10 protein-coding genes are annotated in these 14916 nt (G+C 72.1%); 5 read left to right on the top strand and 5 right to left on the bottom strand.

Features of this window, described 5'->3' with window-relative positions; all coding sequences use genetic code 11:
- Positions 1-41 precede the first annotated feature (41 nt).
- Positions 42-1868 carry a gamma-glutamyltransferase family protein gene (locus tag DSY14_RS21690; RefSeq protein ID WP_211718455.1) on the top strand — a complete coding sequence of 609 codons (1827 nt, stop codon included), beginning with the start codon at positions 42-44 and terminating at the stop codon, positions 1866-1868.
- Positions 1869-2497: 629 nt separating this feature from the next.
- Here the strand turns inward: DSY14_RS21690 and DSY14_RS21685 are convergent.
- From DSY14_RS21685 to DSY14_RS21665, 5 genes are all read right to left on the bottom strand, one after another.
- Positions 2498-3700, bottom strand: coding sequence for a C40 family peptidase (locus DSY14_RS21685; RefSeq protein ID WP_211718454.1), 1203 nt, complete (start codon positions 3698-3700; stop codon positions 2498-2500).
- A gap of 195 nt (positions 3701-3895) precedes the next feature.
- Positions 3896-5593 carry a bifunctional 3'-5' exonuclease/DNA polymerase gene (locus tag DSY14_RS21680; RefSeq protein ID WP_211718453.1) on the bottom strand — a complete coding sequence of 566 codons (1698 nt, stop codon included), beginning with the start codon at positions 5591-5593 and terminating at the stop codon, positions 3896-3898.
- A gap of 84 nt (positions 5594-5677) precedes the next feature.
- On the bottom strand, positions 5678-6595 hold the full coding sequence (locus DSY14_RS21675) for a 2-hydroxyacid dehydrogenase (protein ID WP_211718452.1): 918 nt from the start codon (positions 6593-6595) through the stop codon (positions 5678-5680).
- 60 nt (positions 6596-6655) lie between these two features.
- Positions 6656-7471 (bottom strand): RNA methyltransferase, encoded by an 816-nt coding sequence (locus DSY14_RS21670; protein ID WP_211718451.1) that lies wholly within the window; start codon positions 7469-7471, stop codon positions 6656-6658.
- Between the two features lie 57 nt (positions 7472-7528).
- Positions 7529-8125: a hypothetical protein gene (locus DSY14_RS21665; RefSeq protein ID WP_211718450.1), complete on the bottom strand. Its 597-nt coding sequence runs from the start codon at positions 8123-8125 to the stop codon at positions 7529-7531.
- Positions 8126-8558: 433 nt separating this feature from the next.
- Between DSY14_RS21665 and DSY14_RS21660 the strand changes: the two genes are divergently transcribed.
- From DSY14_RS21660 to DSY14_RS21645, 4 genes are all read left to right on the top strand, one after another.
- Positions 8559-10292: a substrate-binding domain-containing protein gene (locus tag DSY14_RS21660; RefSeq protein WP_211718449.1), complete on the top strand. Its 1734-nt coding sequence runs from the start codon at positions 8559-8561 to the stop codon at positions 10290-10292.
- Between the two features lie 471 nt (positions 10293-10763).
- Positions 10764-12548, top strand: a complete 1785-nt coding sequence (locus tag DSY14_RS21655; protein ID WP_211718448.1) for a substrate-binding domain-containing protein — start codon at positions 10764-10766, stop codon at positions 12546-12548.
- 476 nt (positions 12549-13024) lie between these two features.
- Positions 13025-13702: a hypothetical protein gene (locus DSY14_RS21650; protein WP_211718447.1), complete on the top strand. Its 678-nt coding sequence runs from the start codon at positions 13025-13027 to the stop codon at positions 13700-13702.
- 99 nt (positions 13703-13801) lie between these two features.
- A partial coding sequence (locus tag DSY14_RS21645) for a DUF2510 domain-containing protein (RefSeq protein ID WP_211718446.1) occupies positions 13802-14916 on the top strand: 1115 nt, incomplete at its 3' end.

Raw genomic sequence — 14916 nt, 5'->3', positions numbered from 1 at the left:
GCCCCCACCCCGCCATCCCTCATCCGCAGGAGGACCAACGCATGCCCGGTTTCACCACACGACCCCAGTTGAGCGGCGACTTCGGCATGGTCGCCTCCACCCACTGGCTGGCCAGCGCCGCCGGCATGTCCCTTCTCGAACGCGGTGGCAACGCCTTCGACGCGGCCGTGGCCGCCGGGTTCACGCTCCAGGTCGTCGAGCCGCACCTCAACGGCCCGGGCGGGGAGGTCCCGGTGATCTTCCAGGCCGCCGGGCGGAACCCGCGGGTGCTGTGCGGCCAGGGCGTCTCCCCCGCCTCCGCGAACATCGACGCGTTCGCCGGCATGGACCGCATCCCGGGCAGCGGGGTCCTGGCCGCCACCGTCCCCGGGTCCTTCGACGCCTGGATGCTGTTGCTGCGCGACCACGGCACGATGACCGTGCGCGAGGTCCTGGAACACGCGGTCGGCCTGGCCGAACGCGGCTACCCGGTGCTGCCGCGGATCGCCGCCGCGATCGAGCTCCTGCGCCCGGTCTTCACCCAGCACTGGGCCGGTTCGGCCGCCGTCTACCTGCCGCACAACACCGTCCCGGCGGCCCGCTCGCGGCTGCGCAACCCCGCCCTGGCCGCCACCTACCGTCGGATCGTCGAGGAGGCCGAGGCGGCCGGAGGCGACCGTGAGACGCAGATCGAGGCGGCTCGTCGTTCCTGGTCACAGGGGTTCGTCGCCGAGGCGGTCGGGGCATTTCTCTCCTCCCCCGTCCCCAACGGTCGCGGGGAACCCGAACAGGCCCTCCTGACCGCGGCGGACATGGCCGACTGGAGCGCGTCCTACGAGGACACCGTCGGCGTCACCCACGGCGCCCACACGGTGCACAAGACCGGCCCCTGGGGCCAGGGGCCCGCCATGCTGCAGCAGCTCCGTCTGGCCGAGGCCCTCGGGATCGACGCCGACCTGCGCGAACGCGGTGTCTTCGGTGCCGACGCGCGCGTGGACGCGGACTTCGTGCACCGGGTCACCGAGGGCGCCAAACTCGCCTTCGCCGACCGTGAGGCCTGGTACGGCGACCCCGACCACACCGACGTGCCCCTCAAGGAGCTCCTGAGCGCCTCCTACGCCGCCGAACGCGCCCGCGTCGTCGACGACGCCCGCGCCTCCCGCGACCAGCGCCCCGGCACCCCCGGGGGCCGCGCTCCGTTCGTCCCTCCGCTGTACCTGGCCGGCGACACCCCGGGCGACCGCACCACCGGGGAGCCGACGGTGCGCAACGCCGCGGCCTCCCACCCCGCCGACCAGCGCGGCGACACCTGCCACCTCGACGTGGTGGACGCCCACGGCAACATGGTGTCGGCGACCCCCAGCGGCGGCTGGCTGAGCAGTTCCCCGGTCATCCCCGAGCTCGGCTTCCCGCTGGGCACACGGGCACAGATGTTCTGGCTCGACCCGGCCTCCCCCAACGCCCTCGCCCCGCGGCGGCGCCCGCGCACCACCCTGTCGCCCACGCTGGTGACCCGCGAGGACGGGCAGGCGGTGCTGGCCATCGGAACCCCCGGCGGTGACCAGCAGGACCAGTGGACGACCACGGCGGTGCTGCGCATCCTCAACGGCGCGACGGACCTGCAGGAGGCCCTGGACACGCCCATGTTCCACACCAACGCCTTCCCCAGCTCCTTCCACCCGAGGGAGACCGTCCCCGGGGACCTGGTCGTGGAGCCCGGCGTCGGCGAGGACACCATCGACGAACTGCGCCGACGCGGCCACGAGGTCCAGGTCGCCGAGCCCTGGTCGCTGGGCCGGTTGGCGGCCGTGGGCCGCGACCCGGAGAGCGGTGAGCTGCGCGCCGCCGCCGACGCGCGCGGCGGCCAGGGGTACGCCGCGGGGCGCTGACACACGACGCCTGCGGAGCCGGCCCCGGGCGCCCTGAACCACGCGGATCAGGGCGCCCGGACCAGGGCAGACGAAAACGGACGGAATGCCCACAAGGGTGGACGCGATGGGACTTCGGGCGGTGTTGCGGCCCCATGCACGCCTTGATCCGACCTCTTGCCAAATCGTCCGGTCACTGCTTATCTAGACCCTGTGCGGGGGTACTCCCGAGCGATCGGTCGCACGTACCACCACAACTCGATACCACCCACGCAGGGTCGAGGTCCGCTGTCTCCCCCTCCCTCAGCGGCGGCCCTGTTCTCCCCTCCTGACCGAGGCCTGCCTTCCCCTCCCGGCGGTTTTTCGGACACAGGAGAACGATGGGCCGTGGTGTCACCGTTCCGGTGACACCACGGCCCATCGACATGTTCAGACCCGTGCCGCACGGCCCCGGCCGCCGGAGGTCGGCGATCGGCCGCGGGTGATCCTCGGAGGGCGTACGCGGGCGGGCGTCGAGTGAGGGGCGCGCACCAGCGGCCGTCCCCGGGGCCGCCCGGTGTTCCGAAGCCGCCCGGGAGACGACGCGCGACGCGCCCGCCCTCGGTGGAGGGGCGGGCCGGATCGCTTCCCCGGCCCCTCCCCCGCACCGGTCAGGTGTGGACGCGCACCGCGCCCGCGTAGTTGTCGGTCCGCACCGGAGTGACCCGCACGTCGAGTCCGGTCCGCGGAGCCTCCAGCATCTCCCCGTCGCCGAGATAGATGGCCACGTGGGAGATGTAGTCGGGCGCGGTGGGGTCCGAACGCCAGAACAGCAGGTCGCCGCGTTCGAGGTCGTCCCACTCCACCCGGCTGCCCGCGTTCCACTGGTCGTGGGTGACCCGCGGGATCGACACACCCGCCTCGCGGAAGGCCCACTGGAGCAGACCGGAGCAGTCAAAGCCGACGTTCGGGGTGGTACCGCCCCAGACGTAGGGCACGCCCAACTGGGTTTCGGTGTGGGCGATGACCTCCTCGATGACGCTGGTCGGCACGGTGTCGCCGTCGTCCTCGGCCTCGGGGGCGTCGGCGATCAGTTGGAGCTGGGCGTCCTCGCCGAAGGCCTCCTCCAGCGTCTCGTGCAGCTCCCGCAGGTCGGCGTCGGGTGCGGAGATCACCAGCGCGTTGCCCTCGGGCATGCCGAGTTCGCGCGCGCGTTCGCGGGAGACCAGGGCGTCGATCCCGGCGATCCCGGAGGTGGCGTGCGTCCACACCTCCATGGGGATCTCACCGTGGCCGCCGGCGACGGTGACGTCGCCGCCGAGTTCGAGTTCGCGCTCGGTGCCCACGTCCTTGGACAGCGCGATGTGCCCCTCGGCGACGCCCTGCCAGATCTCGTCGGACTCGGCGGAGGGCTCCGGGGCGTGGTTACGGAAGGTGGAGGGATGCACGCCGAGCACGGACGTCGGTTCGCCATCGACCTGGACCCGGGCGGCGTCGACGGTCAGGACGTGCTCGACGCCCTCGATCCGACGGATCTCGTTGACGACCTCGCGGGGCAGGGTGTCGGGGGCGACGGCGAAGTACTCGACCGAGCGCGCCTCCCGGAAGGGGGCGACGTGGGTGTCACGACGGAGTTCGTCGACATCGGCGACGTCGGGGGAGGCCTGGGCGGTGGTGACGTCCTGCTCGTCCGGGGACGGAGCGTCGCCGGGTCGGGCACCGCTGGGGGAGGCCGTGTCCGGGGAGACCTGGTCCGAGAGCGAGGGGCGCTCCTCGACCACCGGTTCGGCCATCGCGGGGGTCGCCCCGAAGGCCGTGAAGGCGACCGCGAAGGCGGCCGTGGTTCCCGCACACGTTCTGAGCCGGTTCCGCACGGGGGTTCATCACCCTTTCAGTGACCGCGGCGGGCGGGGGGACCGCTGCGGCGCACGGCCTTCGATGACATTGTCCGCGTTCAAGAATGGGCGCACCCGCCGATGTTTGCAAGAAGCCCACGCCGTCCGATATCGGACGTCTACCTTTCCGCCGGATGACCTTTCTCTGAACGCATGTCGGGTTTCGGGCCCGGTTTATGGTTCGTCGTAACGGTCCGTGACGGAAAGGTCGAGGGGGAATCGGACGGGGGTGTCCCCGAACAGGAGTTCCCTGGTGCGGGTCTCCGCTCGTCGGACGGCCCGGACGGTCGCCTCGGCCGCTTCCCGGGGCACGTGCAGGACGACCTCGTCGTGGACGAAGAAGACGATTCCGGCACCCTCCGCGAGCATCGGGATCTCCTCCCGCAGTTCCTGGCGTAGGGCGGCCAAGAGAACGAGCGCCCACTCGGCGGCCGTGGCCTGGACGACGAAGTTACGGGTGAACCGACCGTGCGCGCGGCGCCGACGGTCGGCGTCCGGGGCCGCGATGGTGGCCGCCCAGCCCCGGGGAGGCGGGGAGGTGCGGCCGAGCCAGGAGCGGACGATGCCACCGCCCTCCCCGGTGCGCGCCGCGGCGTCCACGTGGTCCAGGGCACGGGGGTAGAGGCGGCGCATCGAAGCGAGCAGGGGCGCGGCGTCCCCCGAGGTCTGCCCGTACATGGCGGCGAGCAGGCCGATCTTGGCCCGCTCCCGGTCACCGCCGACGTGACCGGCCAGACGGGCGTACAGGTCCTCCTCCGCGGCGGCCTCCGCGAGGGCGTCGTCGTGGGAGACCGCCGCGAGGATACGCGGTTCGAGCTGACCGGCGTCGGCCCGGACCAGCACCCATCCGGGGTCGGCGCGCACCGCGCCGCGCACCGCCTTGGGGATCTGCAGCGCCCCACCGCCCCGGGTGGCCCAGCGGCCCGAGACGACGCCGCCCACCACGTAGTCGGGTTGGAAGCGTCCCAGGCGCGGCCCCGATCCCTGGACGCCGACCTCCCGGACCCAGGTCTCCAGCCAGGTCCACCCGTTGGCCGAGTACAGGCGGGCGAGTTCCTTGTAGCGCAACAGCAGCGGGACCACCGGGTGGTCGACCCCCTCCAACACCCAGGAACGGGTGGAGCCGACGGGGTGACCGACCCACGCCATGGCCCGCATGACCTGGGCGGGCGAGTCGGGGTTGACCTCGTGTCCGACGGTCGCGCTGATCCTCGTGGCCAGGTCGGCCAACACCCGGGGGCGCCCGCCCGAGGTCGGTCGCGGGCCGAGGAGTTCGGTGAGGATCCGGTCGTGTTCGTCCGGTCGCCAGGGCAGCCCGTCGTGACTCATCTCCACGGCGCCCAGGGCCCCGGCCGACTCCACCGCCGTCAACAGGGCGAAGCGGTCGGGGGCCAGCAGCGCGGCGATGCGTGCGCGCTGGTCGCGGTGGATCTCCACCACCGCCTCGAGCCGGTCGGTGCCGGGCGGCAGGGTGGACCGGTCGGCCTCGAACAGCGCGGGCTGCGCGGCGACGCCCTCGCCCAAGGGCCGGACGGGGTCGTCGGGGACGGGGAGATCACGCAGCCGGGCCCAGGCGGCGCCCAGGGAGTGCGGTTCGTAGTGCCGGGCGGCGTGACCGAGCAGCAGCGCCTCGGTGTGTTCGACGTCGTGGCAGCGGCGCACCCGCACACCGGCGCGGACCAACTCGGGGTAGACGTCCTCGGTGGAGGCCCACACCCAACGTGGGGGCGAGGAGGCGTCGGCCTCCCGCTCGATCCGGCGGATCTCGGCGACCAGGTCGCTCACATGACGGTCGGTCCCGGCCGGCGAGGCGCCGTCGAGCTCCCTCAGCCGGCCACCGCCCTCCCCGTCGGCGACCACCGCGATCCTCATGCCTCCAGTGTCGCGCACAGGAGTGACAATCGGACGAATGCACGTACGGTGGTGCGCCGGCGGGGCGCGGCTCGCGACGTCGGGTCAGCGACCCGGGCGCACGACGTTGGCCAGGGGTTCGCCTGCGGCCCAGCGGGCCAGTTGGGCGTCCATGAACGCGCGCGCACGCGGGTAGAAGGCGGCGGCGCCACCGGCCACGTGCGGGGTGAAGTACACGCCCGGGGCCTCCCAGAGCGGGTGTTCGACCGGGAGCGGCTCGGGGTCGGTGACGTCCAGGGCGGCGCGTACCCGGCCGTTCTGAGCGAGCAGGGCGTCGGTGTCGAGGACCGCGCCACGGCCCACGTTGACCACGAGCGCGTCGTCGCGCAGCAGGGAGAACTCACGGGACCCGAACAGGCCCCGGGTGGTCTCGGTGAGCGGGGTCACCAGGACGACGATGTCGACCTCCGGCAGGAGGGCGTGCATGTCGTCGATGGCGTGGACGGACTCCTCGGGACGCGCACGGCGAGCGACCCTGACCACCTCGGTCTCGAACGGCAGGAGGCGCCGTTCGATGGCCGCCCCGATGCTGCCGTGACCGACGATCATCACCCGGGAGTCGGTCAGGGACCGCTGGGGTGTGGGCGCCCACCGACGCTCACGCTGGTCGATGGCCCAGCGGGGCAGTTCGCGCTGGGCGGCGAGGATGAGCGCGAGCGCGTGCTCGGCGGTGCTGGCGTCGTGCAGCCCCCGCCCGTTGCACAGGGTCACGTGGTCGGGGATCAGGTCCAGCACCTGGTCGTACCCGGCGGAGACCAATTGGAGGACGCGCAGCTCCGGCATCCGGCCGATGATGTCCAACCGTTCGTCCACGCCCTGGGTGGAGGGCGCGTACGGCACCTGATAGAAGGTGACGTCCTCCACTTCCTTCGGGGCCGCTCCCCCCGCGTAGAGGTCCACGTGGAGCGCTTCGGGCGCGTTGTCCCTGTTCTGCTCCCACTGCACCAGTGCTCGGCCGCCCATGTCGTGCGTCCTCCCTGCTGTGGCTGTCGGTGTCACGCGCCACCTTAGAGGGTCAGGCCATCACCGGGTACGGCCGAGTTCATAACAGGCGACGGCCGCGGCCGCGGTGACGTTGAGGGAGTCCACGTCGCGCTCGGCCATGGGGATGTGCACACGCGCGGTGGCCCGCTCCAGCCAGCGCGCGGACAGTCCGTCCCCCTCGGTTCCCAGCAGCAGGCCCACCTTGGTGTCGGCGCCGAGACGGTCCATCGCCTCGCGCAGCGGTACGGACCCCTCCCCCGGTGTGAGCGCCATCAGCTCGAACCCGTGCTCGCGCAGGGTGTCCAGCCCTCCGTACCAGTCGTCCAGACGGGTGTGGGGCAGGGTGAAGACGGCGCCCATGGACACCTTGACCGAACGTCGGTAGAGCGGGTCGGCGCAGCGGGGGGCGAGCACCACGGCGTCCACCCCCAGACCGGCGGCGCTCCGGAAGATCGCGCCGACGTTGGTGTGGTCGACCAGGTCCTCCAACACCACGATGGCGCGGGCCTCGGCGAGCACCTCGGACAGGGTCGGCAGGGGCTTGCGGTGGTAGGCGGCAAGAGCGCCCCGGTGCAGGTCGAAACCGACGAGGCGTTCCGCGGTCTCCTCGCTGACGACGTACAGCGGGGCCTCGGTTGCGGCGACGACGTCGTCGAGGGCCGCGGCGCGTCGTTCGGTCAGCAGGAAACTGCGGGGCGTGTACCCGGCGGTGGCGGCGCGGCGGATCACCTTGTCGCCCTCGGCCATGAACAGGCCGTGCTCGGCCTCCAGGTGCCGGCGCAGGTTGACGTCGCGCAGGCGGGTGTAGTCGGCCAGGCGCGGGTCGGTGGGGTCACTGACCCTGATGACATCCATGGTCCCCGATTATCCCGGGCGCACGGTGGTGCGCGGTCCGGGTGGGGCGAGCGGCCGTTACTCGGACTCGAAGCGTTCGGTGACGGGGGCGAGGCGCTGCCAGCGTGCCTCCTCGCAGGAACCGCGGCGGGACAGGGAGGTGTCGACCTCGTGCCCCTCCCAGGTGCCCTCGATGGCGGCCTCCTGGGGGCCGTACACCTTGTCGGTGCACACGGTGCCGTCCCGGATCTCGGCGAACAGGAGGTCCACGTCCGCGGCGTCGGTCTCGGTGTCCTCGGGGTCGGGGGTGGCCTCGGCGAGGGTGGGGTCACCGGCCATGTCGGCGGCGACCTCGGCCATCGCGGCGCAGGGCGCGGGGTCCTCCTCCGCGTCCCCGGTGCACTCCAGGTTCTGCACCCAGGCGTGGTGGCGGTCGGTCACCTGGATCCGCAGCGACCCCGACGGCGCGTTCTCCGCCGGTTGCTCGGTGGACTGCTCCATGACGCTGCTCAGCACCTCGGGCGCGCTGGAGTTGGTGGTCTCGACGTCCGGGGGAGGCAGCATCGACGGGCCGACGAACACGGCGTAGCCCACGGCACCGGCGCAGCAGGCACCGGCCAGCAGCTTGGTGCCGAGCCCTTCTCGGTTCCGTCGGTCACTGTGCGAATGGGACATGCCAAAACCCTCGGGGGTCGGTCGGTCGCGGGGGCGTCCAGGCGGGCCGGGCCCCACAGCGGTGGGGCGCCCGCCGAACGGACATCGAGTATCGGTCAAGCGGATACCGGGGGCCCATGGTAGCGGGGAGTCGATGGTGCTTCTCGAAGGGCGTCGTAACAAAGCGATCAAGGCGACCGCGGCCGCCGGCGTCGATGTGAGGGGCGCCACCCCCGCCCTTCCACTCCCCCATTACCTGCGAGTAGGGTCCGGGTGAGCGATCGTTCGTTTCGTGGCTTTCGTTCGTCCCGTCACTCCATGGGACGCGGCCCGCGCGACAACGGTTCACTCCACGTTCCTCCCGCCGGTGTCGGCCGCCGGACCCGGCGACCGCCTCCTCGATCCCGACCCCGGGCGACCGGGTGCCGGAGACAGTCATACCCCCGGAGTGCCCGTGTCCACAGGACGCCATCGACTTCCCTCACCGGCCGTCACCACCACGCGAAGAGCGGTGCGTTCGCCCCTGGGGATCACCGCGCTGGTCGTCGCCGTCATCGCCCTCGCGGCGATCGCCGTTCCAGTCGGAATGAACGCCCTCGGCTGTGGAGAGACCCGCTACCTGAGGGTGTCCACCACGCAGAGCACCGCTCCGGTGCTGCGGGAGGCCGCCACCGGGTTCAACGCCGACGAGCCCCGTTACGGCGACGTGTGCGTGTACGCGCAGGTCGACGAGATCGCCCCGCACCGGATCATGGACGCTCTGTCCGGTGGGCACTCGGGCGGGTCCGGCATCACCCCGCACGTGTGGATCCCCGAGTCGTCGGCGTGGGTGGAGCTGGCCCGGGTCTCGGCGGGCGGAGCGCACGGCATCGAGACGGACCCGCCGTCACTGGCCACGTCGCCCGTGGTGTTGGCGGCCCCACCGGACGCCGAGGGCATGCCGGACCAGGACGACGCCGACTGGACGATGCTCCTGCCCGACGCCCGCGACCCCGACCGCCCCGTGGTGATGGTCGACCCCAACCGCGGCGCCGACGGGATGACGGTCATGCACGCGATCCGCGAGCACCTGGGCACCGGCGACGACGCCGACACCGCCATGACCGACTTCGTCCGCGACGTGCAGCTCGACTCGGCCTTCGGCGAACTGGACCTGACCACGGTGTTCACCGGATCGACCGCCTCCCAGGACCGGGTCGCCCCGGTCATCGCCGTCCCCGAGCAGGCGGTGGTCTCCTACAACCTGCGCCGCGCGGGCGCCGCACCCGAACTCCGGGCGCACTACGTCGCCGACGGCACCGTCGGACTGGACTACCCGTACGTGACCGTCACCGACGACGCCGCGCTGCGCTCGGCCGCCACCGACCTGTACGAGGTCGTGAGCGGTGGCACCCATCGTGAGCGCCTGCGCGAACTGGGTTTTCGCGACCCCGACGGCGAGGCCTCGTCGGTGCTCGCCGACCAGCCGGGCATCACCGAGGCCGCGCCGCCCACGCACGACGACCTGACCGGCGACGCGCTGCTGGCCTCGGTCACCGACTGGAACCGCCTGTCGATGCCCAGCCGCACCCTGGTCCTGGCCGACGCCTCCGCCAACATGGCGGAGGAGCTGGCCGGGGGCCCGGAGCGGATCGAGGTCGCGAAGCAGGCCGCGCTCCTCGGTCTGTCGCTGTTCCCCGACGAGACCGACATGGGCCTGTGGCTCATGTCGGACCGCTACGGCGACAGCGGCCGGGAGGAGGCGGCGGACCTGCACCCGTTGGGCGAGGCCGACGACCGCGACGTGACCCGCCGACGCGAGATGACCGAGGTCGCCGAGGACCTGGAGGTCCAGGGGGGCGACTCACGGTTGTTCGACAACGTGCTGGCCGCCTACGACGAGGTCCAGGCCGGCTACCACGAGGACAAGATCAACAGCGTCATCCTGCTGACCGCCGGACAGGACGAGGGGTCCAGCGAGCTCTCCCACGAGGAACTGGTCACCGCCCTGCAGGACCGGTTCGACCCGGAGCGTCCGGTCACGATGTTCGTCATCGGTTTCGGCGACCAGGCCGAGGAGGAGGAACTGGCGCAGATCGCCCGGGCCACGAGCGGTTCGTGGTTCGTCACCGAGGAGCCGGACGAGATCGGCGACTTCTTCCTCAGCTCGATCTCACGCCGACTGTGCGTACCCGACTGCGACAACTGAGGACGCGCGGGCGCGGGTCCACGAGCGGATCCGGGCCGGCGCGCCCGGGGGCGATCCGGGTCCCCGGGGTCCCCACCGTGGCGGGCGCGCGGCACCCGTGTCCGCCGGGTCGGAGGACACCGCGGCCGGCGACGCGACGCCGGCCCGCACCCGCCACCCGGTCTCGATTAGGTATCGGAATGGAGTTTCGGTCTGTCCGGTTCGTGACCACCGTCGGTCCTCCGCCAGACCGGATTCTCCAAGGTGATCGCCGCTTCGCCCCGACCCCGTGCCGCCGCTCCCCCGAACCGGCGATACGACCCCCATTCACTCCGACTGAGGCTTTGAGTACCGTTCCCACCAGTATCAGTCACTTGTTCGCCTCACTCCCGAGTCGAAACGGTACGCAAGGGTTCACCCGTACCACCTCTCCCTGTACCTGCTCATCCCCCTGTACGGCACCCGTCCGTACATCACCCCGTGAGGAAAGCTGTGGGACGTCACCGCGGAAAATACGCCGAAGAACCCTCGGGCCGGAGCAGACGCCGTCGCGGCCGTGGCGGAGCGTTCCTCGCTCTGGCCGCCGCCATGGTGATCGTGGTCGGTCTGGCCGCGGTGGGCGTGTACATGTTCGGGCGCGGGGACGGCTGCGGAGGCTCCGACATCCACCTGGACATCGCGGTCAGCCCCGAACTGGGCCCCGCGCTGACCGACGTGGCCGGTGACTTCAACGCCGAGGAGCACACCGTCGACGGCAACTGCGTGCGCGCCGACGTGCGCCAGGTCGACTCGGCCAACGTCGCCTACGACATCACCGGTTCCGGCGCGACCATGGGCGACACCGAATCCGACGTGTGGATCCCGGACTCTTCGGTGTGGACACGGCTGGTGCAGAGTCAGGCAGGGGACGCCGTCATCACCGAGACCGGCACCTCCGTGGCCCGCACACCGCTGGTGCTGGCCGAACTCGCCGAGTTCTCCGAGTCCGACGACGAGCCCACCACGTGGATGGACGTCGTCCCCACCACCGCCCCCGGCGAGGAGACCGGGCGCAACGTGCGCGTGGTCGACCCGGTCCGCAGCTCCAGCGGTCTCGGCACCCTCTACCTCCTGCACGGTGCCCTGGAGGAGTCCAGCCCCGACGCCGACACCTTCAACGCGCACATGACCGCGGCCCTGCAGTCACTGCACCAGGGCGCCTCCGCCGACGAGGACGCCGCCTTCCTCGCGCTGAGCGGCGGCGACGAAGCCGCCCCACCGGTCATCGTGATGTCCGAACAGGCGGTCTGGCGCTACAACGGCGCCCACGGGGACGCCCCCGCACAACCCGGGTACCTGGACGACGGCACCTACTACCTCGACTACCCGTACATCGTGCGCAGCGAGGAGAGCGACATCACCCGCGCCGCCGAGGTGTTCCGCACCGCGGTGCGCTCCGACGAGTCCCTGCAACGCCTCCTCGACGAGGGTTTCCGCGGCCCCGAGGGCGAGGCCGACCCGTCCGTGCTGGCCGAAGAGGCCGGGTTCGTCGAGGACCAGCCCGCCGAACTGCCCGCGCCCTCGGAGGGTTCGATCACCGAACTGACCCGCACGTGGACCCAGTTGAAGATGGACTCGCGGGTGCTCACCATCGTGGACGTCTCCGGGTCGATGCTGGCCGAGGTGCCCGGCACCGGACTGACCCGGATGCAGGTGACCGGAGCGGCCTCCACGGAGGGACTGCAGATGTTCTCCGACACCTCCGAGCTGGGGCTGTGGGAGTTCTCCACCAACGTCAACGACGATCTGCACTACCAGGAACTGGCCCCGATCCGAGAGCTCCAGGCCGAGGACGACAGCGGTACCGAGCACCGTGACGTGCTGGCCTCGGAGCTACAGAGCCTGGAGCCGCTCCCGCAGGGCGACACCGCGCTGTACGAGACCTACCTGGCCGCCTACCAGGAGATGTCCACCAACTACCAGCCCGATCGCACCAACGTCATCCTCATGCTCACCGACGGGGACAACGACGATCCCGGTGGCATGGAGTTGGACGAGCTGCTGGACCAGATCAACGACCTGTCCAGCCCCTCCCGCCCCATCCCGATCATCACGATCGCTTTCGGCCCCGACGTCCAGCACCTGGAACCGCTCCAGCAGATCGCCGCGGCCACCGGCGGGGCCGCGTACATGACGGAGGACCCGACCGAGATCGGCGACATCTTCCTTCAGGCGTTCTCCCTGCGGATCGCCGAGGACGACGGGGAATCCGAGGAGTCCGGGGACTCGGAGGACTGACCGGGTCGACGCGACGTGCGGGCGAGGCGCGGGCCGTGGCCGACGCGGCGGCCCGGCCCGCGCCCGGTGCCCCGTGTGCGCGGCTCCGCGGTACCGCCCCGGAGCCGCGCGGCCCCTTCCTCGGCGCCCGAGGGCGTGGAACCCGTCCCGACGTCGCCCGCGCGGGACGCCGCGCGAGGGCACGGGTGAACACGGTGCGGACCGCACGCCATCGGCGCGGACGGGCCCCGGCCGCGAGCCTCCGGCCCCGAGGCGCCACCTCTTCCTCGGGGCCTCCGGAGCACCTCGGGGCGGCGGTGTCCCCCGGGTTCGGTCGGCGGGACGGGAAGTGACATGAACCTAACCGGTGCCCGCAGGGCTATGGACTTCTCACCCTCGGTGGCGTACCACAGGAGGGACCCGGATCCGGGCCGCCTCGATCCCTCCAGCCCCGGATCCCAGGAACGACGACCGGTGTGACCGGATGGGGGAGTGCCATGGCGAAGGCGTGGATGCCCGGTGTCGAGAGGATCGACGGCGGGCGCGACCGAACCGTCGCCGGGGTCGGAGCCCCTCGGGCCGTGTGGACGGTGACCGGTTCCGATCCGCACGTGTGGTCGGCCACCGACGAGGCCCGTCGCCTGATCCACGAGGGCCGCACCGCGCATCTGGTGTGGAACCCGGTGAGCGGTGAGATCGTTCAGCTGCTCGCCGCCACCCGTCGCGCCGGGATGCCCCTCGGAGGCGCGGGAACGGAAGGACACCGCCGCGATCCCGGCGACGAGGGTCGGGTGTGCGTCGTGGTGGCCGTGGTCGGCACGGAGAAGGAACCGTTCACCGGCGGCCCGATGGTGGGCCGTTCCGCGATCCTGGACTGGTTGGACTCCTGGGAGGTGTCCCGCCGCTGGCCGGCGGGGCCGCCCGGACGTCAGGGAGCGGAGGGCGCGGAGACCGCGGAGTCGGCGCGGGTGTGGTCCCGTGGCGGTCACTTCGGTCACGACCAGGTGCCGGGGGCGACGTCGACCGCTCCGGGCCGGATCTCACCGGAACGGGTGCTCTCCGAGGGCGACGGGCCGACCGGCCCGAGGGCGGCCGAACAGGGTCCGGGCGCCCTCACCGACGACGCCCGCGTGTCCCGGACCCACCACGGACCACGACCCTCGGTCATCACCTAGACACGTTCGGACAGAGCCCGATCGCGCGGATCCCCCACCCCGGGGAGAATCGGATACCACTGGTTAAGTACAGTTCCGCAACCCTTTAGTCTGTCGCCCATGGGTGGATCTATCGAGCCGGGTTGGTACGCCGACCCACAGGGCGACGCGCAGACGCTCAGATGGTGGAACGGTGACGAGTGGACGCGGCATACCCGTTCACTGAGCGAACTCCAGGGCGGCGCCGCCGGCTCCGACGAGGATGCCGCCACCACCTACCTGGGCGGACAGGGCGGGGGGACGACCCCCACCGACGATGACGACGAGGGCACGGTCCGACTGGGTTCGACGACCCCGGCGGCCCCGATCGACGACGAGCCGAGCACCATGCGGATCGATCCGTCGTGGGCCCGTCAGGCCTCCTCCGCCCCCGGTCCCCCGGTCGTCTCGGACGACGACGAGGGCACCGTCCGGATCAACCCCTCCTGGCAGCACGGCGCCGCGTCCGATACCTCCTCGGACCAGGGCCGTCCGGCCGCACCGGCCTCCCCCGTGGACGACGAACCGAGCACCACGCGGATCGATCCTTCCTGGGCGGCCGCGGCGTCGACCCCTCCGCCCCCACCCGCGGACGACGCCCCGCGCACGACGCGGATCACCCCCTCCTGGGGCCAGGACGACGACGAGGCCACGACCGACCTCACCGGCGGTGGCGACACCGGCGCGACCATTCGGGTGAACCCCGGCGACCTTCCCGGACGTGGAGCCGACGAGGTCGTCACCAAGGACCTGACCGGTGACGAGACCCCCACCGCCGACCTCGGTGCCGGTGACACCGGCACGACCCCGCGGACCGCGGTGTTCAACCCCGGGGAACCGGGCGAGACCCCGCGCACAGCGGTGTTCGACCCCGGGTCCGGTGCGCAGTCCCCCGGCGGCACCGCCGTGTTCGACCCCAACGACCCGATGTTCTCCGGCGGCGCCGGAGGAGAGGGCGGGGACGACAAGGGCGGCAAGTTCAACAAGTTCCTCGGCAACCTCAAGGAGGGCTGGGCGGACCTGTCCGAGGAGCGCAAGGAACAGCGCCGTCAGGTCGAGGAGGAGACCGCCCGGAAGCGGGAGGAGGAGCGGGTCCGCAAGGAGGCCGAGGCCGAGAAGCAGGCCGAGGAGGCTCGGAAGCGGGCGGAGCAGGAGCGTGAGCGTGCCGAGGAGGCCGCCAAGAACGCTCCCGCCGC

This window comes from Nocardiopsis sp. MG754419 (assembly GCF_018207095.1).
Classification (GTDB): Bacteria; Actinomycetota; Actinomycetes; order Streptosporangiales; family Streptosporangiaceae; genus Nocardiopsis.
This window is presented reverse-complemented; position numbering and strand designations above follow the sequence as displayed.